General features: G+C 62.8%; 19 protein-coding genes and 1 riboswitch. Of the genes, 8 read left to right on the top strand and 11 right to left on the bottom strand.

The features are described 5' to 3' along the window. Positions 1-54 precede the first annotated feature (54 nt). Positions 55-1,443 carry an amidohydrolase family protein gene (locus tag V8G57_RS11055; RefSeq protein ID WP_342829425.1) on the top strand — a complete coding sequence of 463 codons (1,389 nt, stop codon included), beginning with the start codon at positions 55-57 and terminating at the stop codon, positions 1,441-1,443. Position 1,444: 1 nt separating this feature from the next. Here V8G57_RS11055 and V8G57_RS11050 read toward each other — a convergent pair whose 3' ends face one another. From V8G57_RS11050 to V8G57_RS11040, 3 genes are all read right to left on the bottom strand, one after another. Continuing rightward, positions 1,445-2,095: an alanyl-tRNA editing protein gene (locus tag V8G57_RS11050; protein WP_342829424.1), complete on the bottom strand. Its 651-nt coding sequence runs from the start codon at positions 2,093-2,095 to the stop codon at positions 1,445-1,447. 81 nt (positions 2,096-2,176) lie between these two features. Then, the gene (locus tag V8G57_RS11045; protein WP_092395593.1) at positions 2,177-3,031 is read right to left on the bottom strand and encodes a pirin family protein; all 855 of its coding nucleotides are present in this window, start codon (positions 3,029-3,031) and stop codon (positions 2,177-2,179) included. A 23-nt stretch (positions 3,032-3,054) separates the two neighbouring features. Then, the gene (locus V8G57_RS11040) at positions 3,055-3,438 is read right to left on the bottom strand and encodes a DoxX family protein (RefSeq protein WP_342829423.1); all 384 of its coding nucleotides are present in this window, start codon (positions 3,436-3,438) and stop codon (positions 3,055-3,057) included. Between the two features lie 187 nt (positions 3,439-3,625). Here V8G57_RS11040 and V8G57_RS11035 point away from each other — a divergent pair, with 187 nt between their 5' ends. After that, complete coding sequence (locus tag V8G57_RS11035; protein WP_092395589.1) at positions 3,626-4,537, top strand: LysR family transcriptional regulator; 912 nt, start codon at positions 3,626-3,628, stop codon at positions 4,535-4,537. A 39-nt stretch (positions 4,538-4,576) separates the two neighbouring features. Beyond that, positions 4,577-4,674: riboswitch (Fluoride riboswitch) on the top strand. A 75-nt stretch (positions 4,675-4,749) separates the two neighbouring features. Next, positions 4,750-6,063: a voltage-gated chloride channel family protein gene (locus V8G57_RS11030; RefSeq protein ID WP_342829422.1), complete on the top strand. Its 1,314-nt coding sequence runs from the start codon at positions 4,750-4,752 to the stop codon at positions 6,061-6,063. A 35-nt stretch (positions 6,064-6,098) separates the two neighbouring features. Here the strand turns inward: V8G57_RS11030 and V8G57_RS11025 are convergent, their stop codons facing one another. Both V8G57_RS11025 and V8G57_RS11020 read right to left on the bottom strand, forming a co-directional pair. Further along, entirely contained in the window at positions 6,099-7,349 is a 1,251-nt protein-coding gene (locus tag V8G57_RS11025; RefSeq protein WP_342829421.1) for an Hsp70 family protein, read from the bottom strand. Positions 7,350-7,467: 118 nt separating this feature from the next. Continuing rightward, positions 7,468-8,514: a DUF2804 domain-containing protein gene (locus V8G57_RS11020; protein WP_254784993.1), complete on the bottom strand. Its 1,047-nt coding sequence runs from the start codon at positions 8,512-8,514 to the stop codon at positions 7,468-7,470. 351 nt (positions 8,515-8,865) lie between these two features. Here V8G57_RS11020 and V8G57_RS11015 point away from each other — a divergent pair, with 351 nt between their 5' ends. The 5 genes from V8G57_RS11015 (at position 8,866) to V8G57_RS10995 (ending at position 16,350) form a co-directional block, all read left to right on the top strand. Then, positions 8,866-10,311, top strand: coding sequence for a Wadjet anti-phage system protein JetA family protein (locus V8G57_RS11015; RefSeq protein WP_342829419.1), 1,446 nt, complete (start codon positions 8,866-8,868; stop codon positions 10,309-10,311). After that, complete coding sequence (locus V8G57_RS11010; protein ID WP_342829417.1) at positions 10,298-11,038, top strand: DUF4194 domain-containing protein; 741 nt, start codon at positions 10,298-10,300, stop codon at positions 11,036-11,038. The genes V8G57_RS11015 and V8G57_RS11010 overlap by 14 nt, the downstream gene beginning before the upstream one ends. Continuing rightward, a complete protein-coding gene (locus V8G57_RS11005; protein WP_342829416.1) occupies positions 11,035-14,655 on the top strand; it encodes an ATP-binding protein in 3,621 nt (1,206 codons plus the stop codon). The genes V8G57_RS11010 and V8G57_RS11005 overlap by 4 nt, the downstream gene beginning before the upstream one ends. Positions 14,656-14,724: 69 nt before the next feature. Then, positions 14,725-15,273 (top strand): CcdC protein domain-containing protein, encoded by a 549-nt coding sequence (locus tag V8G57_RS11000; RefSeq protein WP_342829415.1) that lies wholly within the window; start codon positions 14,725-14,727, stop codon positions 15,271-15,273. 36 nt (positions 15,274-15,309) lie between these two features. Continuing rightward, positions 15,310-16,350: a 5'-methylthioadenosine/S-adenosylhomocysteine nucleosidase gene (locus V8G57_RS10995; RefSeq protein ID WP_342829413.1), complete on the top strand. Its 1,041-nt coding sequence runs from the start codon at positions 15,310-15,312 to the stop codon at positions 16,348-16,350. A 39-nt stretch (positions 16,351-16,389) separates the two neighbouring features. On the opposite strand, the gene V8G57_RS10990 is transcribed toward V8G57_RS10995, so the two are convergent. The 6 genes from V8G57_RS10990 to V8G57_RS10965 form a co-directional block, all read right to left on the bottom strand. Next, the gene (locus V8G57_RS10990) at positions 16,390-17,109 is read right to left on the bottom strand and encodes a DsbC family protein (RefSeq protein ID WP_342829411.1); all 720 of its coding nucleotides are present in this window, start codon (positions 17,107-17,109) and stop codon (positions 16,390-16,392) included. Between the two features lie 37 nt (positions 17,110-17,146). After that, a complete protein-coding gene (locus tag V8G57_RS10985; protein WP_342829410.1) occupies positions 17,147-17,674 on the bottom strand; it encodes a nuclear transport factor 2 family protein in 528 nt (175 codons plus the stop codon). Between the two features lie 101 nt (positions 17,675-17,775). Continuing rightward, the gene (locus V8G57_RS10980) at positions 17,776-18,705 is read right to left on the bottom strand and encodes a hypothetical protein (protein ID WP_342829408.1); all 930 of its coding nucleotides are present in this window, start codon (positions 18,703-18,705) and stop codon (positions 17,776-17,778) included. Between the two features lie 623 nt (positions 18,706-19,328). Next, positions 19,329-20,474, bottom strand: a complete 1,146-nt coding sequence (locus V8G57_RS10975; protein WP_092395567.1) for a D-alanyl-D-alanine carboxypeptidase family protein — start codon at positions 20,472-20,474, stop codon at positions 19,329-19,331. A 223-nt stretch (positions 20,475-20,697) separates the two neighbouring features. Next, positions 20,698-21,333, bottom strand: a complete 636-nt coding sequence (locus V8G57_RS10970; protein ID WP_342829406.1) for an alpha/beta hydrolase — start codon at positions 21,331-21,333, stop codon at positions 20,698-20,700. A gap of 42 nt (positions 21,334-21,375) precedes the next feature. Next, complete coding sequence (locus tag V8G57_RS10965; RefSeq protein ID WP_041742684.1) at positions 21,376-21,696, bottom strand: (2Fe-2S) ferredoxin domain-containing protein; 321 nt, start codon at positions 21,694-21,696, stop codon at positions 21,376-21,378. Positions 21,697-21,720: the final 24 nt, after the last annotated feature.

Raw genomic sequence — 21,720 nt, 5'->3', positions numbered from 1 at the left:
CCTCGGTTTCATCTCGTGGATTCATTCAAATTACAACGCCAACGGAGACCGTAATTGAAACTACTCGCCTTGATCGCGGCGGCTGCGCCGCTCCTTCTTTGCCCGCCTGCCTTCGTGCAAACGCCGCAACCGCAGCCCGCGGCAATTACCGCATTCGTCGCGGTCAACCTGCTGCCCATGGACACCGACCGTATCGTGCGCAACCAGACCGTGCTGGTCGAGAACGGCAAGATCGCCGCGATCGGGCCGGCGGTGCCGATTCCAAAGGACGCGCGCATCGTCGACGGCCACGGCAGCGCGTTCCTCTCACCCGGGCTGGCCGACATGCACGTCCACTCGGACACCACCGGCGACATGCTGGTCTACCTGGCCAACGGCGTCACCACGATGCTGAACATGGGCGAGGCGTCTAACGGTTTCATGGCGGAAGTGCGGCCTGAAATCAATCGCGGCAAGCTCGCCGGACCGCATGTTTATGCCGGTTTCCTGGTCGACGGCACACCGCAGTACGGCCACTTCGTGGTGGCGACGCCGGAGCAGGCGCGCGCCATCGTCGGCCTCGCCAAAACCAACGGCTACGAATTCATCAAGGTCTACAACAACCTGTCGCCGGCCGTGTTCCAGGCGCTCGTCGAGGAAGGCAAGAACCAGCAGATTGCAGTCATCGGCCACGGCGTCACCCGGGTCGGGCTGGAACGCCAGCTCGACGCGGGGCAGGTCCTGGTGGCCCATGCCGAAGAATTTTTTTATACGACGTTCTCCCATCCTGAGAAAAAAAACGCGGACGCATCGGGGCAAATGAACAGTGCGCCTGATCCTGCCGAGATTCCGGCGGCGATCGCTTTCATCAAGCGCAACAAGGCTTTCGTCACGGCCGACCTCATCACCTATGCAACGATTGCGCAGCAGTGGGGCAAGCCGGAAGTCGTCGAGGGTTATCTGCGCGCGCCCGAAACCCGGTACGTGTCGCCGGCGCGGCGGATTCGCTGGCGGGAGGATGATTATGCGGAACGCCAAGGCAGTCTTGACGCCCGGGTCGCATTCCTGAAACGTTTCATCAAAGAGATGGCGCAGGCCGGCGTGCCTCTGGTGACAGGCACCGATGCGCCGGCCATTCCCGGCCTGGCGCCCGGTTTTTCCTTGCACGATGACCTGCACGCCCTGGAGCAGGCCGGCCTCAGCAGGTACCAGGTCCTTTCCGCCGCCACCCGCACGCCGGGTGAACTGATTCGCCGTTCCGTGCCCGACGCTGAACCGTTTGGCACGATCGCAGTGGGCAACCGCGCCGACTTGATGCTTTCCGCGAAAAATCCGCTGGACGATCTCTCGACCTTGCGGACCCCGCTTGGCGTCATGGCCAACGGCAACTGGCATCCTGAGCCCGAGCTGCGCGCGCTGCTGGAGCAGGTCGCGGGCAAGTACGAGCGCGCCTTCAAGCCCTGATTCAGGCGGCGCCGTCCAGCAAGCTGATTTCGATGCGCTCCTTGCCCTTGCCGATATTCTTGCGTTTCAGCCTGAGCGCGCCGACCTCGGCGGTCGAGCGCGGATGGGTGCCGCCGCAGGCCATCCTGGCGAATCCGGCGACTTCCCAATAGCGCCGCTGCGCCGCTTCATCGGTGAAGGCGGTGACGATAGGCAGGTCGGCCTGGAGCAGGGCGGCCACCTCGCTTTCGATCTGCGGCAGCAGCACGGCGATGCTGCCTTCGTGGGCAAAGTCGATGCGCCCTTTGTCGGCCGAGATATGGGCGCCGATGCGTTCGATGCCGGGCCGCAGCTTGTACACCAGCTGCAGCACCATCTCGGCGGCGAAGTGCAGCCGCATCAGGCGATAGCGGCGGTCCCAGTCGATCGCCACCTCGACGGCGCTGCCGGCCTGCAGGCCATGTCCCGGAGCCAGCGTGTAGAGAATGTCCAGGCCGTCTTTTTCCGCGGACAGCACGGGATGCCCGGCCACGGTGCCGTGGTCGCTTTCCTGGCCGCCGGAAAAGGCGAAGAAAATGGTTTCCGCGAGGCGGATGCGGTCGCTGTCGACGGCCACGACCTTGGTGTCAAGCGTGGTGCGGTAGGGATCTTGCCAGAAGAGCTTGTGTGTCATGGCCGGCCGGAATGATGAAATGTCCGGTAAGCATAACAAAAGGGGCGAGTGGATTGCTCGCCCCTTTCTCTTTTCCGGCTCTCAGATCTTGCCGTCGCGGAAATCCTGGATCGCCTGCTCTACCTGTTCGCGGGTGTTCATCACGAACGGCCCCCACTGCGCAATCGGCTCGTTGAGCGGCTTGCCGGCAATCAGCAGGAAGCGGCTGTTGCCTTGCGCCTGCAGGCTGACGCCGGCGGCATCGGCGCTGTTGCTCAGGATCGCCATGCGGCCGGCCGGTGCGCTGCGGCCGTCTTCGCCGATGCGCAGCGCGCCCTCGAACACATACAGGAAGGCGTTGTGCCTGGCCGGGATCGGCAATTCCAGCTGCTGGCCGCCCTCCAGCTGCACGTCCAGGTACAGCGGCTCGGTGTGCGGCCTTTGCACCGCGCCGGCGGTGCCGAAAGCGGCGCCGGCAATCACCTTCACCTTGACGCCGGGCTGCGGCGAAACCTGCGGAATCTGGTCGGCCTGCAGGTCGCGGTAGCTGGGGGCGACCATCTTGTCGCCGGACGCCAGGTTGAGCCACAGCTGGAATCCGCTCATCAGGCCGTCTTCCTGTTCCGGCAGTTCCGAGTGCACCAGCCCGCTGCCGGCCGTCATCCACTGCACGCCGCCGGCCTGCAGCAAGCCTTCGTTGCCGGCATTGTCGCGATGGCGCATGCGGCCGGCCAGCATGTAGGTGACGGTTTCAAAGCCGCGGTGCGGATGGTCGGGGAAACCGGCGAGATAGTCTTCCGGTTTGTCCGAATGGAAATTGTCGAGCATCAGGAACGGATCAAGCCGGCGCTGTAGGTCGTTGGTGAGGACCCGCACCAGGCTGACGCCGGCGCCGTCCTGGGTGTTGATGCCGGTGACCAGGCGTTCGAGCTGGCGGTTGAAAAGAGGTTTGTTCATAAATTTCTCCGGGCAGGTCGCGCTTATTTTTTCGCATCCGTATCGACCGCCGCCAGCATGAGCAGGGCGCCGATGATCGAGATGTTTTTCAGGAAATGATTCAGCTGGTTTTGCACGCCGGCTGGATCGGCCTGCCAGAAACGATGCGCCGCCAGGGTGGCGCCGACCGTGAACAGCGCTACCACGAGCGCTGCGGGACGCGCATTCCAGCCGGTCATGATCGCCAGGCCGCCGCCGACTTCGACCAGGATGGTGACAAGCACGGCGAAAGTCGCGAATGGGATGCCGAGGCTGCTCATGTAGCCGACCATGCCGGAAAACGCGGTGATTTTCAGGAGGCCCGAAATGACGAACAGGGAGGCCAGCAGGACCCGGCCGATACGATACAGTGTTGGTGAAGTTTGCATGATGGTTCCAGTCTATAAAAGGGTTTTAAAGGGTTTCGATGTGAGTAAGCGTTTGCAAGCCGCTGTATCGAGTGATGATTGCGTATCTGGTGCAGCGGACGAAACCATCTTATGCCCCTTATTCCTGGCCGCATATTGATAATCTTGAGATAATCAATATCTAATTATTGGATATTGTTGGATCGCCATGAATATCGAACGGCTATCGCTGGATCAATTGCGGGTGTTCGCCCAAGTGGCCGACAGCGGCAGTTTCCTGGCCGCGGCGAAGGCGCTGAAGCGCGCCCAGTCGGCAGTCAGCTATGCCATCGGCACGCTGGAAAACCAGCTTGGATTGCCCTTGTTCGACCGCAGCAGCTACCGGCCGCAGCTGACGGCCGCCGGCATCGAGCTGCTGCGCGATGCGCGCCAGGTGCTGGACCAGGTCGATGCCCTGCAGGCGCGCGCGGCCGCCTATGCGCACGGGCAGGAACTGGAAATCACCCTGGCGCTCGATGTGTTTTTCCCGACCGCGGCGCTGGTGATGTTGCTGGGCGATTTCCGGCAGGCGTTTCCCGGCGTTACAGTGCGGCTGGAGATCGAAGCGCTGGGTTCGGTCGCCGAGCGCGTGCTCGACGGCGTGGCGATGCTTGGCGTGCTGGGCACCTTGCCTATCGTTCCCCCCAATCTGCTGCGCATCAGCTTGCCGACGGTGCTGCTGGTCGGCGTCGTGGCGCCGGCCCATGCGCTGGCGCAGTTCAGCGGCCGCATCCCCGGCCATGTGCTGGAGCAGCAGGTGCAGCTGGTGCTGAGCGACCGCAGCGCGCTCACCGCCAACCAGGATTTTTCGGTGCATTCCTCGCTGTCCTGGCGCATGAGCGACCTTGGCACCAAGCACGCCTTGCTGCGGGCGGGCATGGGCTGGGGCTACATGCCGCGGCACGTGGTGGCGGACGACCTGGCGAGCGGCCGGCTGGTGCTTATCCAGACTGCCGGCCATCCGCCGGAGGGAGCGGCGCTGCCGATGCAATGCGTGTACCGGCCGGACCGCGAAGTCGGGCCTGCGCTTGCCTGGTGGCTGGACGCACTGGCGAAGCTGACCAGCTTCGACCCGGCTTGAGGCTTGCGCCGGACATCGGTGTCCGGCACAATGCTGGCGTAGCATTTCGGAGATGGCATTCCTCCCTGAACCGCCGCTTTTGACTTGAGCCTTCGCAAACTCTCCAGCCAAACGCAGCTGATGATGCCTGCAAGTTCCTGGACGGGATCTGCAGGCGTGCGCGCTTTCCTTGCCATCCAGGTTTGAGTCCTTCAAATCTCGCACCTTTATCCATGAAAAAAACAAATTATCCTGAACAGCTGCTGATGCTGGTGTATCTCGCGCGCTGGCTGGTGCTGGCGTCGGTGGTCGGCGCGCTGGCCGGCCTGGCGTCGGCAGCGCTGCTGCTGTCGCTGGAGTGGGCCACGGATACCCGCAACGCGCATCGCTGGCTGTTGTGGCTGTTGCCGCTGGCGGGGTTTGCGGTCGGCCTGGCGTATCACTTGCTGGGCAAGTCGGTGGAAGGCGGCAACAACCTGCTGATCGACGAAATCCACGATCCCCGGCGCATCGTGCCGAAACGCATGGCGCCGCTGATCTTGCTGGGCACCGTGATCACCCACCTGTTCGGCGGCTCGGCCGGCCGCGAGGGAACGGCGGTGCAGATGGGCGGCGCCCTGGCCGACATGGTGACCCGCATCGGCCGGCTAGGGCCGGACGAGCGCCGCATCCTGCTGATGGCCGGCATCAGCGCCGGTTTCGCTTCGGTGTTCGGCACGCCGCTGGCCGGCGCGGTGTTCGGGCTGGAAGTGCTGGCCATCGGCCGCTTGCGCTACGACGCCATCCTGCCGTGCTTCATCGCCGCCATCGTCAGCGACCAGGTGCCGGCATTGCTCGGGGTGCACCACACCCACTATGCGATCCCTTTCGTGCCGCATTTCAGCATCGCGATCTTCGCCGCGACGCTGGCCGCCGGCATCGTGTTCGGCCTGGTCGGCATGCTGTTCGCGCAAGCGACCCACGGCTTGTCGCGCCTGGTCAAGCGTCTCATCAAGTTCCCGCCGCTGCGGCCGTTCGCCGGCGGCGTGGCCGTGCTGCTGCTGGCTTTGCTGCCGGGCACCGACAAATACCTGGGGCTGGGGATTCCGACCATCGTCGAGGCATTCGAGAAACCGCTGCCGCTGTACGACTTCGCCGGCAAGATCGTGTTTACGGTGACGACCCTGGCGTCCGGCTTCAAGGGCGGCGAGGTGACGCCGCTGTTCTATATCGGTGCGACGCTGGGCAACGCCCTGGCGCAGCTGCTGTCGATGCCGGTTCCGGTGCTGGCCGGTTTGGGATTCGTGGCGGTCTTCGCCGGCGCCGCCAATACGCCGATTGCGTCGACCATCATGGCGATCGAATTGTTCGGACCGGAGATCGGCGTGCTGGCCGGCATTGCCTGCGTCGTCAGCTATCTGTTTTCCGGCCATACCGGGATTTACCACGCGCAGCGGATCGGCCACGGCAAACGCCTGGCGATCCCGGAAGGCATGCGCCTGTCGGAGCTTGCCGGCTTGCGCAAGCGCGGCGGCAAGGCGGATAAAACCGACGACAGCGCCGGCTAGCAGCCGATCATCCTAAGTCCGACAGGCTGCCAGGTTCAGCCGAACTTGCGCACCGCATCCAGCGCCAGGCCGGCGCCGATGCTGCCGAACAGGTCGCCTTCGACGGCTTTTGCCGCCGGCACCAGGGCCGCGATCTTGTGGCGCAGCAGCTGTACGCCGCTGGAGCCGCCGGTAAAAAATACCGTATCGACTTGCGCCGGCGTCACGCCGGCGTCGCGCAGCAGGTTGCCCACGGTGTCTTCCACCGTGCCCACCAGGTGCGCGATGCTATCGTTGAACTGCTGGCGCGTCAGGCTCAGGGCCTGGCCGGGAGCGATGCGGTCCAGGCTGAGCTGCACCGTTTCGGCGTCGGACAAGCCGATCTTGCCTTGCTCCACTTGCAGCGCCAGCCAGTGCCCGGCGCGTTGTTCCACCAGGTCCAGCAGCCGGCTGAATTTCTCGCGTTCGACTGTTTCGCGCTGCACGTCTTTCAGCTGCAGCCACGCCTTGCGGGTATAGATCTGGTTGATGGTGTGCCAGGTCGCCAGGTTGAAGTAATAGCTGGACGGCACTTCGCTGTTGTTCACCAGGCGGCTGCCCAGTCCCAGCATCGGCATCACGCTGGACAGGCTCAGGTATTTATCGAAATCGGTGCCGCCGATGTGCACGCCGCCGGTAGCCAGGATGTCGTCGCGCCGTTCGCTGTTGCCGGCGCGCTGCGGCGACAGGCGCACCAGCGAAAAGTCGGAGGTGCCGCCGCCGATGTCGGCGATCAGCACCAGTTCCTCGCGCTCAATGCTGGATTCATAGTCGAAGGCGGCGGCGATAGGTTCGTACTGGAAGGCGATGTGCTGGAAACCGACGGCGCGGGCGATTTCCGCCAGCGTATCTTCGGCGCGCTGGTCGGCGGCCGGGTTGTCGTCGACAAAAAACACCGGGCGGCCCAGCACCACGCTCTGGAAATCCTTGCCGGCAGCCTGTTCGGCGCGGGTTTTCAGTTCGGCGATGAAATGGCTCAGCAGGGCGCGGAACGGCAGCGCGCGGCCGCCGACCTCGGTCTGGGCGTCGATCAGGCTGGAGCCGAGCAGGCTCTTCAGGGAGCGCATCAAACGCCCCTCGTAGCCGGCCAGGTAAGCGCTCAGCGCGGCGCGGCCGAAACTGAAGGCGTCATCCTCGGCGTTGAAGAACACCACCGAAGGCAAGGTGACCTTGCCGTCTTCCAGCGGCAGCAAGGCGCTTTGTCCGGGCCTGCTCCAGCCGACGGTGGAATTAGACGTGCCGAAATCCACGCCGCAAGCATTTGACATCGCCATGCCTCACAAATGAAAAATTGGCCGGCAATGGTATACCAAACATATTGGCGATGCAGGGGAAATGCGGCAGGTGTTGGAAAATTGCGAATCGCTATGTTGGTGCACGGCAACGTCACCAGCGCGAGAAGTGTTCCTCGGTCACGCCCACCAGGTGCTCCACCGGACGCGGCGCGGCGTTGCGCTCCGGCTTGACCCAGCCGCTGAAACTCCCTATCGGCTGGATATAGCGGGTGGCGGCGACCAGCAGGTTCTTGTTTTCGTGGCGCGCGCCTTCCGGCATGAACTGCAAGTCGAGCAGGCCGTCGTCGGTATAGATATGCCACGGCGCCAGCGGCGCCGCCAGGTCGTACTCGAACCGCACGTGGCCGAGCGCATGCAGCTGGCCGTCCAGCCACAGCACGTTTTCCTGCTTGCCGAAATAACCGGCCTGCAGGTTGAAGCCGATATCCAGGCCATGGGCGGAGGCCCAGCGCCACTCTGTATTGCGCGCCAGCAGGCCGTTCGAATAGTCGAAGCTGGCGACGCCGCCGTCCAGCTCATAACGCTCGTCGCCCGCGCGCACTTCGCCGGTCAGCGGCATGCCCGGCGATTTCTGGGTGGCGTGCACCGAGCCGTGCACAATCGGGCCCACTGCCAGGAACAGGGGGGCGGCCTGGCTGGCGTCGAATTGAGCCTCGAGCTCGAACTGCTCGCATTGCACGCTGAGCTGGTATTTGCCGCCATCCTCGGCGCCGGCGAGCGGCGGCTGGTAATCGATGCGGTTGCCGAAACAGTGGAAACGGCTGGCGCCGTCCGGCCGGTCGCTGACCCTGGCGCTCAGGCCAGGTATGCCGTCTTGCGAAAAACCGGCGATCTGCTTGCCCAGCTGGCGGTCGAAGACGTAGGCGAAAGCGGTATTGGTCCAGCCGACGTCGACAATCGCGATCCCGCACAACAGCCGCGGCGTCGACAGCGCCACGTATTGCCAGCGTTTGTGATGGAAGCGCCGCCACAGCTTGCCGCGCGCATAGGGCGGAGCCAGGGTCGACCAGTCGATGGTCCCGGTCTGGCCGGCATAGCGCCCCATGCATGGCTGGCCGTCGGCAGCGATGACATTGGCCGGAGCCGCGGGCAGGGACAAGGGGATCATGGGCGGCGGCGGCGCATCAGTGCGCGCCAAGCGGTGTTGCCAAGGCTGCCAGGCCGCTGGCGCCCGGTTTGCGCTGGATCGTCATGCTGGGATGGCTGGTGGGGCGGCTCGATGGCACGGTGTCTCCTGGCGGATAGGCGGGGAATGTCTGGCGGCATTCTAGCAATGGATGTTACGGATGGCCCGGCTTTCTGTCCACTGTATAAAATACCGGCTCGATATAGCCGGTGCGCGCCGGCGCGACCCTTTACAATGGCGGGTTAGGCTTTAATTTACACAATTACGCCGCCGGCAATATCGCCAGGCGCCAATACCCGATATATTTTCGTTTTTGCAACGCATTTTTGTAACGCATTTCCGTAGCTAAGGCAGGCAACCCGATTGTTTTTTGAACCAGACCGACTTAATTTTTTCAGGCCGCTGGCCGGCAAGCACCGCGGCGTGGTGGTGGCTTGCGTGCGTGCGCTGTATGAGCGGCTGCACGGTCCCAGCGCCGATTATGGCCAGAACCTGACGCGCGACGGCTTGCGCGACCTGCTGCTGCCGGTGGTGCAGGAGTCGCGCCAGGTCATGCTGGCGCAGGAAGAGGCAGCGGCGGACGCAGGGCTGGCCGACGACGATCTGATTCCCGCCGGCGCTGACGACCAGCAAAGCAGCAGCGCATTGCTGCGCACCCTGCTCAGGGACGGCTGGCTGGAGACCTTCGGCGACCGCGCCGGCCTGGTCACCGCCTACCGCTTCACGCGCGCCGGCAAGCTGTTTGCCGAAGCGTTCTGGGCCATAGACCGGCGCAGCGCGCGTACCCGCCAGCGTAACGTGCGCAGCTGCCGCAATGCGCTCAACGCCGCGTTGCGCAATGTCGACGCCTACGACCTGATCGACGCCTACGACTACGCCGAAAAAGTGATCAGCGACTTGTCGGAAGGCGTCGATTATTTCCAGGAGCTGGTGCGGCGCCTGATGCTGGAAGCATCGCAAACGCCATGGGACGGTTTCATGGAATTCCTCGACCGCTTCGAAAAGGAATTCAAGAAGCAGCTCACGGCCGACAGCATCGAACGCCATCGACAAGCGATCCGCGACGTGATCGCCCGTTTGCACAGCCTGGAGCATGACAAGTCGCAGGCGCTGGAAGACCAGCTCAACGATATCGCGCGCTGGGCCAGCCAGGAACGGCAAGGGCCGTCAACGCTGGAATGGATGCTGGACCGCATCGAAGAAATGGTGGAAGCGGCTTGCACCACCAAGCATCCTGAACTGATCAAGGCCATGAGCGTCTACATGCAGCGCGCCGCCAGCATCGTGCAGCAGGCGCTGATGCTGCGCGGCGGCCAGACCCGGCAAGCCTACAGCGTGGCGATCGGCAAGACCGCCAAGCTCAGCGGCGCGGCGCAGGACGCCTTGCTGGAACGGATCGGCGCCGCCATCGCGCCGGCCGAAATCCGCCTGCTCGATCCGGCCGGCTTCAAGCTGCGCAGCGCTTCGCAGCGGCGCAAGGCGCTGACCGTGACGGCACAGCCGAAAGTGACGCGCGACGCCCGGCTGGCGGCGGCCATGTACCGCGCCGAGGCCGACGCCTTCGCCCTCTCCAACGACGACATCGTGCACCGGATCCGCGCTGAGCTGCGCTTGCGCGACCGGCCGATCCGGCTGTCGACCTTGCCGGTGGCGACCACCACCGACGTCCTCAACAACATGCAGGTGGTGGAAGCCGTGCGCGGCGCGCGCGACGGCCGGCTCACCGTGCAGAAATTGCCGAGCAAGCTCTGGAACGAGTTTTATGCCGGCGACGATTACCAGATCGAGATGAAACATGACCCTGAATGAAACACTGCACCAGCAGCTGGCGCTGCACAGCCTGTCGCTGGAGCGTTTCCGCGAAATCGTCGGACGCCTGTTCGCCGCCGGCATCGTGCTGCGCGAGGAAGACGGCGTCGAGCAGCGCCTGTACGACGATGCGCGCCGCATCGAAACCTGCCTGGGCGATTATTTCCAGCTCGGCGGCTTCCGTCTTGAGCACAACCTGAAAGGCGAATTTTTTCGCCTGTATGCGCCCGGCGCCGAAGTGCCGGGTTTGCCGGAAGACGGACTGGAAGCGGTGCCCGGTTTGCGCGCCCGGCTGTCGCCGGATTTTGTCGCGGCGGCGCTGGCGCTGCGCTTCCAGTACCAGCAGGGTTTGTCGGAAGGCGGCAACCGCCTGACGGATTCCGGCGAGGTGCTGACGCGCTTCGAGGAATTGTCGGCGACCCTGCAGACGCAATTGAAGCGCGCGCTGCCGCCCACCAGCATCGAGCGCCAACGCCTGCTCAACGATCTCAAGCGCCATCGCCTGATCCGGCTGGCGCCGAATTTTTCGATGGACGATGAGGACGCCCTGCTGGCGATCCGGCCGACCATCCTCGGCATCATCAGCGACGACATGCTGGAAGCCGCGCTGGAATCGGAGCCGCTGCCGGCCGGCGCCGGCAGCGAGGCAGAACCTGTGAGCCTGCAAGTCGAAGCCGAAGCGGAAGACGAATTTACAGCGCAAGGCATAGAAGGAAACGTGGAATGAAGCTGGATAAACTGATCCTGGTTAACTGGGGCGCCCTGCGCTCGCAGGAATACCCGATGGGCAACATGACTTTGCTGACCGGCCCCACCGGCTCCGGCAAATCGACCATGCTGGACGCCTTGCAAACCGTGATGACGGCTGTCTACCAGAATATTTTCAGCTACAACCCGGGCCAGGACGAGACTACCCAGGGCGCGCGCAACGGCAAGACAAAACGCACCCTGTGGTCTTACATCGTCGGCGCCGAGGATAACCTGTTCGCCCGTCCCAACGGCGCGCACGGCTACATCGCCGCGGTGTTCAAGCCGAGCGAGGGCGAGGAAGGGCGCGAATTCACCGCGCTGGTGGCGGCTTCCGCCCGTGTCGACGGCGCCGGCGAGCGCCGCCAGGCGGTGTCGGAACGTCTGGCGCTGCTGATCATCGACGGCGTCGCGCTGCAGCTGGGCGACCTGACGTCGACCGAGATCGACGGCGGCATGGCGGTGGTGGCGGTGGAAAAAATCGAACATCACCTGGCCGGGAAATACCGCGGCATCACCAATTTCCGCGACAGCAAGCGCGAGTACCTGTGCCAGCTGTACGGCCGCTTCCGTGGCCAGAAAACCGTCTCCTTCGCCGAAGCGGAAAGCGCGGCGCGGGCCTGGAGCCAGTCGATCGCGCACAAGCCGATCGGCAGCGTCGACGACCTGGTCAAGCACCAGATCCTGGAACTCGACACTAGCCAGCTGTCGCAGCGCATCGGCCAGATCAGCAAGCTGATGCGCCAGGTCAACGAGCTGCGCAAGGAAGGCGAACGCCTGAGCGACAACGTCAAGCGCCTGGAGCTGCTCGGCAAGGCTGTCGGCGACACGGCGCGCGCGCATCAATCCGCCAGCCAGTCGCAGCTGCTGGTGTCGTCGCTGGCCCTGCGCGAAGACCAGCGCCAGCTGGAAGCCGCTACCTCGGCCATCGAGGGATTGCAGGCGCTGATCGACGATGAAACCGAGAACGCCGACAAGCTGGAGCAGGACCGCGGCGCCAAGAACCGCAGCCTGACGCAGATCCATGCGCAGATGATGGGCATCCCTGCGGCCGAACAGAAGAGCCGGATCCAGAACCAGATCGAGCAGAACGACGGCAAGATCAAGGCCGTGTTCAGCGCGTTGCAGCACAACGCGCTGGCCGCCCAGCAGCTGGAAACCGCGGCGCGCAGCGTGGCCGGCATGCAGATTCCGCCGGAACAGAAGGAAATCGCCAACGCCGCGCGCCAGGTAGTGCTGGCGTTGTCGGCAGCCGGCACGCTGGACCTCGCGACCCACCTGCGCAGCATCGCCGAGCTGGCCAAGGCGGACGAAGTGGACGTGCTGAAATCGCTGATGCTGGTCAGCGGCTTTGAAGGCGTCGATGCCGCCTTGGGGAAACTGCACGCTGCGCTGGCCGGCACGGAACACAGTTTCGTTTCAGCCTTGCACACGCAGATTGCGCAGCTGCGGACGGCCGAGCACGACGCCTTGCGCCACGAAAAAGACGCCGCCTCGCGCAAAGCCAATCTGGCCGAAGGCGGCGCCGACTATCCGCAGCATATCCGCCATGCGCTCAAGGAGTTCCGCTCTGAGCTGGGCGCGGCGCGGGCGCAGGTATTGTGCGACCTGGTGGAGCCTTTGTCGATCGAGTGGCAGGCGGCGATCGAAGGGTATCTCGGCGGCGCCCGTTTCAACCTGGTGGTGGACCAGGCGTGGGAGGGCAAGGCCATCGATTTCGTGCGGCAGAAGAAACTGCGCGCCAATGTGATCCAGGGCAGCTTCTGCCTGAAAAACCTGAAAATCGAAAGAACCCCGAGCGACTCGATCGTGCACGAACTGAGCACCGAGCATCCGATTGCCCATGCCTATCTGCACGACCAGTTCGGCCAGGTGGTCAAGGTAGCCGATACCGAAGCCCTGCGCCATACTTCGCGCGGCCTGACCCGGGACGGCAAGGGCAGCGGCTCGCGCACCATGTTCACCGCCGATACCGACCTGCTGGTGTTCGGCCAGGAAGCCAAGCGCCTTGCCAAGCAGCGCGCCGAACAAGAGCATGCGCACGCAGAGCAGGAGCTGACCCGGATACGCGCCCAGCTGCGCGAGCTGCAGGGCGCGCTGGCCTTGATGGGGCAGCTCCAGTGTCCGTCGTTTGCCGCGATCGACGAACTGGAAAACCTGGTGCGCGAGCTCGACGCCGCGCGCCAGGACCTGGGCCGGCTTGACCTGACCCAGGTCAGCAAGCTGGAAGACGAGGCGGAAGCCCTGGGCATTGAAATCGCCGCCCTGGAAGCCCGCAAGACCGCTTGCAGCAAGAATATCGGCGGCCATGAAAAGGCCATACAGGGCCACCAGGCCGCGCTGACGCGCCTGCATTTCGGCCTCGGAGCCAAGCAGGCGCGGGTCGACAGCGATACCGAAAAACTGCGCGACCTGTGCATCGTCAACGGCAGCCTGTCTTTCACCGCGCTGACGGACGAAGTGGCGGCGTGGGTAAACGCAGGCAGCCATTCGCAATCGCAGGCCGCCGCCGGCGTCGCCAAACAGACCGCCCTCAGCTGGCAGCTGTATGGCGACGCCCGCAACGCCCTGGGCGAATACCACGCCCATGCGCGCATTGACGAACGGTTTGAAACGGCACAGGGCGACGATCTGCGCGATGGCGATTTCACGCCGCTGTACGCGCTGATGGTGACCTTGCAGGAACGTACCCGAGCCCAGCTGACGCGGCAGAAAGATATCGGCCTGATCAAGAACCTGGAGCAGCTGCGCACGGCCGAAGCGTCGTTCAACGATGTATTCACCAAGCAGTTCTGCTACGAAATCCGCAATGCGGTCGATACCGGCGTGCGCACCTTGAAGACGCTCAACACCGAACTCGACAAGCTCAAGTTCGGCACCGATAAATTCCGCATCGACTGGTCGGAATGGATACCGGAATTCAAGGCTTACTATGATTTCTTTTGCGCCACCTCGGAAATGTCGGATACGCAGGAAGCCGGCAACCTGTTTGCCGATCCTGTCCTGAGCGCGGAAAACTGCCAGGTGCGCGATCGCCTGGTGCAATTGCTGCTGTCGGACGACGAAGACAAGGCGGTCAAGGAACTGCAGCGGGTTGCCGATTACCGCAACTACCGCCGCTATGAAATCTACAAGGAATCCGATACCGGTTCGCATGTGCGTTTGTCGGAATGGGGCACCGGTTCCGGCGGCCAGCTGGAAACGCCGGCTTACATCATCCACGCGGCCGTCGTCACCAACCGCCTCAAGCGTTTCGAGAAGGGCGCCAGCCTGCACCTGCTGGTCAACGACGAATCGTTCGCCAAGATGGATGAAGGGCGCGCGCGCGATGTCTTGAAATTCCTGCGCGACAACCTTGGCATGCAACTGATCTGCGCCATGCCGACCAAGCACGCCGGCGCGATCAAGCCGGAATTCTCGCGCGAATGGAGCTTCAGCCGCACCGTGGCGGACGGCAACGGCGAAGTCGGGTTTGTCTCGGAGTCGGACGAACGCGAACTGCGCTCGGACAAGCTGCGCGAACTGTGGGAACTGCGGCGGGCCCAGGTGCGGGAGCAGGCGCAGATCAATTTCGAGGCAGCCGAGCAGGCTGCGTGAACAGAGGGTAATTGCCCTGGCATTAAACTGGGTTAGACTGGCGCGATCAGCCGCATTGGGGAGAAATCCATGGCAATTCCCGTTCATCCTTCCTTGTTTGTGTCGCTCGGCATCGCCGCGCTGGTGGTCTGGCGTTTGTATTCGCGGATCCGGCGCATGGTCGGCCGGCAGAAACTGTCGGCCGTGAGGCCGTGGATCACCATTTGCCTGTTTACCTGGCTGATGGGCATGCTGTCGCTGGCGTCCCTGGCGCATCCGGACCATCTGGCGGCAGTCGCCGGCGGCATTGCCCTGGGCATCGGGCTGGGCGTTTATGGCCACCGCCTCACGCAATTCGAACAAACGCCGGCCGGCCTATTCTATACGCCCAGCGCCCACCTGGGCATTGCGCTGTCGCTGCTGTTCGCCGGCCGCATCGTCTATCGCCTGGCCCAGTTCTACCTGGCGCCGGGACCGCAGGTCTGGACCCCGAGCCAGTTTTCCGGCAGTCCGCTGACCTTGCTGATCTTCGGCATCCTGGCGGCTTACTATGTCACCTACGCGATCGGCCTGCTGCTCTGGCGCCATGGCCTCAAGCCGGGCGCTGGCGTGCCGCTTTCGGGACCGGAAAATACCTGAACCACCAACCCTTTTTACCCAATGAAAGGAAAGCCCTTGCCCGCCCATGCCCCTGTATTGAAAATGCTGCGCCAGGCAGCTTGCGCCTTGCTGGCCGGCGCCGCCTTGATGGCCACCGCCGGCGCGGCGCCGCCGGCAAAGAGTCATTGTCTGAGCGAATGCAGACCGCGCATCGGCATCGTTTCGGCGTTCGGCGCCGAAGCCGATATCCTGCTGGAACAGACGCAGAAGAAGCGTGACTGGAAGATCAACGGCAATCGCTTCACCACCGGCGAACTGCGCGGCAACCAGGTGGTGATCGTGCTGAGCGGCGTCAGCGTGGTGAACGCCACCATGGTGACGCAGCTGATGATGGATCATTTCCATATCGAGCGCTTGCTGATGAGCGGCATCGCCGGCGGCGTCAATCCGGCCAGCCATGTCGGCGACGTTACCGTGCCGGAGAGCTGGGCGATGCCGATGGAAGTCTACTGGAACGGCGACGGCAGCTTGCCTTCGCCTTGCGGCGCGGCGGGCGATGTCAGCTGCCTGGGTGTCAAGCTGGCGGCCGACAACGGCAAGCCGCGCCCGGATTTCAAGTTCGATACTCCCAATGGCCCGGTCAGCAGCGGCCTGTTCATGCGCGACAATTTCGTCATGAATGCAAGCAATGCGCCGCAAGGAGAATTCCGTTTCGAGTTCCAGGCCGATCCCGAGATGCTGGCGCTGGCCCGTACCTTGAAGCCAGGGCTGGCGAAATGCGGACCGAAGAATCCATCCCTGTGCGTCAGCGTCCAGCCGGAGTTGCGGGTTGGCGGGCGTGGTGTTTCCGGCAGCGCTTTCCTGGCCAATCCCGGCTACCGGGCCTATCTGTTCGATAACCTGCAGGCGCAGGTGGTGGATATGGAAACCGGTGCTTTTGCCCAGGTGGCGTATGCCAACCGTGTGCCTTTCATTGCGTTCCGCAGCTTGTCGGACCTGGCGGGCGGCAATGATTTCAAGGATGTCGGCGCCTTCTTCGGCAGCGGCCTGGCGGAGACCAACGAGGCTAATGTCACGCTGGCCTTCCTGGAAGCCTGGAGCCGCCGCCGGCGCTGACCGGCGCCAGCCTGCGGCGTTTGCGGCAGGCTGCCCAGGCTACTTCATGGAAGCCAGTTTCTGTTCCAGGGCCTTGGCGTCAAGCGCGCTGCCGGTGCGGCTGCCATCCGAAAAATACACCGTGGGCGTGCCGACGATACGCAGCTTCTTGCCCAGCGCCAGCACTTTGTCGTTTGGCGTCGAGCAGGCGGCCGCGGCCGCTGCTGCGGCTTTGCCGTTTGCCATCCAGTCGTTCCACGCCTTGCTGCGGTCTGCCGAGCACCAGATATCGCGCGACTTCACCACCGAATCGTCGGACAGGATATTGAGCAGGAAAGTATAGATCGTCACATTGTCGATTCCCTGCAAGGTCTTGTGCAGGTTCTTGCAGTAAGGGCAGTTCGGATCCTCGAATATCGCCAGCACCCGTTTGCCGTTGCCTTTGACAGTCTTGACCGCGGCGTCGAGCGGCAGGTCGGCGAAATTGATCGCTGCGAGCTGGTCCACCCTTTCTTTGGTCAGGTCCTTGTAGGTGCGGGTATCGATGACTTTGCCGACTACGATGTAGTCGGCGTTTTCATCAGTGTAGAAGATATCGCCGTTGGTGCGCACTTCATACAGGCCGGCATAAGGCGTCTTGGTGATCGAATCGACCTTGATGCCGACGCCCATGCGCGGCTCGATCAGTTGCTTGATGCGGGCTTCCTGCGCGGTTTCGGCGGCGGCGCCGGCGGCCGCCAGGGCGAGCAGCAAGGGCAAGGTATTCTTGAAGCGGATCATGGCGTTTCCATTGCTAAGAAAGAGACAGGGTTCAGTGTCAGATTTTTTTCTTGGCGTCGATGCCGGACAGGTCTGCCCCCGGCACTTTCTTGTGCTGCGCGTCGGCCGGCGCCGCGTAGCGGGCCGCCAGTTTCCAGTCGCCGTCGACCTGTTTCCAGGTATCGACGACAAATATGTTCTTTGCCAGCGGGCTGGCGGCGGGAACATCCAGCGACCACAGGAAGCTGACGACCATCAGATTGCCGTATTCATGCACTGCCATCTGTTGCACCTGCGACGCAAACGGCGCCTGCTTCAGGGCGCTGGCGATCCATTCCGCGCGCGGCGTCGGCCGGGCGGGAGCGGCAGCGGTGCGCAGTTCATAATCGTCGGCAAGGCGTTTATCGATGACGCCGCTGTTGCGCTGCTGGACAGCGTCATTCAATTCGTTTTCCAATGTGCTGAAAATCTGCACCGTGCGGGTGATGGTCGGTATGGTTCTCTGGAGCGGAGCGGCGGCTTGCTGTGCGAAGCCGGATAGCGGGTTTGCCAGCAGCAGCGCCAGCAGGAGAGGAAATTTTTTCATGGCATGGACTCGGGCGGTTGAATCGGAAAGAGCATCAGCTGAAGCTCCGCCGCAGAGCGCTCCGCGGCGGAATTCCATGTTACATCACAGCCATCGTGCCATCACGGATAGTGCTGGGCGCAGGCCTGGCTTGGCAGCAGTGTCCAGTTCTGCTGGATCAGGTACTTCATGGTGCCGAAGGTCTGGTTGTAGGCAGAACCGTTGGCGGCGGTCGACGTGGCGCCGAAATTCCATGCGCATTTGTCGCCGTTTTCCATGCCGTTGGACAGCGCATACCAGGCGTTGCCGTCCGGGTCGGTGGTCGCTTCTTCAAGCTCATGCGAAATGATGCTGGCCATCGCATCGGCGCCTGGGGTGTTGTTCGGGCTTGGCGTATTGGCGCCGCACGAGCTTGCGCACTGGGTTTCAGGATTGCCGATGAAGGCGTACTTGATATCCTGGCCGTTGATCGTGGCGTTGGTGTGCCAGCCGCAATACTGGGTGCAGAAACCCGAGGTGGCAGTGGTGTTCTTGTCGGTCAGCACGAAGTAGACGCCGTTCGCATCCAGCGGCAGCGCGCCGGAATTGATCTTGTTGGCGACGATGGTTTCGATGTTGGCGTCGGACAGCTTGGTGCCGAGCGAGCCGCTGTCGGTAGTGGTGCCGGCATAGTTGACGACGTTTTGCACATGCGTGCCGGCCTTGTTGGTGTATGTGGTGTTGATGTTGAAGTATGGAGAGCCGCCGATGTGGTTGCCGAGGTTGGTCAATACATTCTGCGAGGCGCTATCCCAGGTGCCGTACCAGATGTAGTAAACGTTCTTTGGCGCGGTCATCACCGGACCGCCCTGGTTGGTCAGGTTGGCGGTACGCTGGGCTTTCAGGGTTGCCGCCTTTTGCGCATGGGTCTGCACGTCCAGGTCCAGCTCGCCCCAGCCCTTGCCGGTTGGCTTGTAGACCGAGTCGCCGGATCCCTTGACAGCGCCTGCAAGCGCAACGCTGGCGTAAGCACAAGACAAAGCCAGCACGACTAATTTGCGATTCAATTTCATTGCATCTCTCCATAGTTGATGTGAATTGACATAGCCGGACGTCCGATCGGGAGCGTCCGGTTACCGCATCTGCAGCGAGATTGCGTCCCGCTGCAGGTCGACGCACAGGCGTGCCGCCACCTGCCATGGCGGAACGACGGCTGCGTCTAAGACAACCCGGGCGTGCAGAGCGCCAGGATTGAAATTCGGTATAGCGAAAAATTGGAAGCTAGAAGCTAGAAGCTAGAAGCTAGAAGCTAGAAGCTAGAAGCTAGAAGCTAGAAGCGAAGAGGCGGAGCGAGCGGCCTTGAGGTGGCGTGATAGGCGTACGGCTGGAAACCGATGAAGCTGAGCATCATGTCATTCCTCCTGTTGTACAGCCATGTGCTGGCGCCGCATTGTGGTGGGCGCCGCATCATTTTGTCGTGGCCAGGGTTGGTCACGGGACTGCAGTGTATCCCCACATTTTGCTCTCGGACAATCTATTTAATTGTTACGCGGAAACAAAATTGTAACCAGATGATACAGAGTGATACAGTTGTCCAGCCATTGCATGCGAATGATTATTGGTAAAAAAAATGACAGCCGCGGCTGTCATTTTTTTGATGGGACCGGCAGGGCGGCAAGCCCTGGGTGCGCTGCCTTTATTTGAACAGCAGACGGATCGAATCCCAGGCGCGGCCGAAGATGGTGGCCTGGGCCACGTCTTCCAGCGCCACCACCGGAAACTCGGCAATGGTCTTGCCGTCGGCGTTTATCTTGACCGTGCCGACCTTGGCGTTTTGCTGGATCGGCGCGATCAGCGGATCGGTGCGTTCCAGCACTGGCTTGATCTTCTCTGCGACGCCTTTCGGCACGGTGACGTAGACGTCATGCGTGAAGCCGATCTTGATCTGGTTCTTGGCGCCTTTCCAGACTTGCGGCGTATCGATCGCCTGGCCCTTGGCGTACAGCTTGACGGCATCGAAGTTCTGGAAACCCCAGTTCAGCATTTTTTGCGCTTCCTGGGTACGGGTGCCGTCGGAATTGGTGCCGATCACGACCGCCAGCAGGCGGCGGTCGCCGCCGGCGTTCGGACGCTTGGCGCTGGCGATGATGGAATAGCCGGCGCTGCTGGTGTGGCCGGTCTTCATGCCGTCGACGGTCGGATCCAGCCACAGCAGGCGGTTGCGGTTAGGCTGGGTGATCTTGTTGTAGGTGTATTTCTTGGTCGAATCGATCTTGTAGAACTCGGGGAAATCGACGATCACGTGGGCCGCCAAAGTCGCCAGGTCGCGCGCGGTGGAGTAGGTATCGGCGCTCGGCAAGCCGTGCGGATTGCCGAAATGCGTGCTCTTCATGCCCATGCGCTCGGCTTCGTGGTTCATCAGCGCGACGAAGGAATCTTCGGTGCCCGCGACCGCTTCCGCCAATGCCACTGCGGCGTCGTTGCCCGACACCACCATCAAGCCGTACAGCAGGTCGTTGATCGACACCGGCGTCGCCGGATCGATGAACATTTTCGAGCTGCTTGGATCGACCTTCCAGGCGCGCACCGAAACATTGACCATCTGGTCGAGGCTGATTTTCTTGGCCTTGAGCGCATCGAAAACCACATAGGCGGTCATGATCTTGGCCAGCGAGGCCGGTTCGATGCGCATGTCGGGATCTTGCGATGCCACTACCTGGTTGCTGGTGGTATCGAGCAGCAGCCACGATTTGGCGGCTACTGTCGGCGGCGGCAATGTCTGCGCAAAGGCAACGGATATGGAAAGGACAGTGGCAGCAAGCGCCGCGAGTATTTTTTTCATGGAGTATCGAGTAATGAAATCAGTAGCGATAGAGCTGCATCATGTGAACAACTGGTGTAGACGATGAGCAACTTTATCTGCTTAAGGGGTTGAAAAATGCGTAAGCGGAGGCGGCAAGCAAACAACCGCATACAACCATGCCGACAGAATTATAGCCCCACTGCCTCCCCGGACGGCTTAAACACTATGCCAGCATGCTTGCATCGTCTTTAAACCGCGTCTTTTAGCGACGCCACATTTCGACCATGAGATTCTTGATATGTTGCAGCCGGCGATGAAAAAAATGATCGGCGCCGGGAATCACGATTACCGGGATGTCTTGCGGACGCGCCCATTCGAATACGGCAGCGAGCGGAATCGTATCGTCCAGCTCGCCGTGGATCAGGATGGTGTCGGCCGGCACGGTCGGCATCGGCCATTTGCCGGCGGCGGTGCCGACCAGCACCAGCCGGTCGGCCGGCGTGCCGGCCTGGTTCAGGCGCTGCTGCAATTGCGCCTGGACGAAAGTGCCGAACGAGAATCCGCCGAGCACCAGCGGCAGGTCGCGATACTGCTGGCGCATGTGGGCCAGCAGCAGCGCCATATCGTCGGTTTCGCCGCGCCCTTCGTCATGCACGCCTTCGGATTTGCCGACGCCGCGGAAATTCATGCGCACCGTGGCATAACCCAGCGCCAGGAAACCGCGCGCCAGCGTATGCACTACCTTGTTGTCCATGGTGCCGCCGAACAGCGGATGGGGATGCGCCACCAGCGCCAGGCCGCGCGGCGCGGCGAAGGTTGAAGGATCGGGCAGGTCTAGCGCGCATTCGAGCTGGCCGACAGCGCCGGCGATGAAAAAGGGAAGCGTTTGGGCGTTCATTGCATTGATGGTTCTGATTGATGGCGACGGAATGCGTGTTGCTTAGATTTTGAGGCGTTCGACAATCTTGCCGCCGACGATATGGACATCGATGATTTCGTCGATGTCTTCATTGTCGACGTAGGTGTACCAGACGCCTTCAGGATAAATCACCAGCGCCGGCCCCTCTTCGCAGCGTTCGAGGCAGCCGGCCTTGTTGATCCGCACCTTGCCTTCGCCGGCCAGGCCGAGCTGCTTGACGCGGCGCTTGGCATGCTCCTGCGCGGCCTGGGCGCCGGCGTTGGCGCAGCAGACGCGTTCGCCCGGTTCGCGCTGGTTCAGGCAAAAAAATACGTGGTGTTCGTAAAACGGCTTATCGCTCATGGCAGGATTCTGGAATAGTTGACC

Origin of the sequence: Collimonas rhizosphaerae (genome assembly GCF_038896935.1) — a bacterium.
Lineage (GTDB): Bacteria > Pseudomonadota > Gammaproteobacteria > Burkholderiales > Burkholderiaceae_D > Collimonas > Collimonas rhizosphaerae.
Note: the sequence above shows the minus strand (reverse complement) of the source record. Positions and strands in the feature narration are given on the sequence as shown.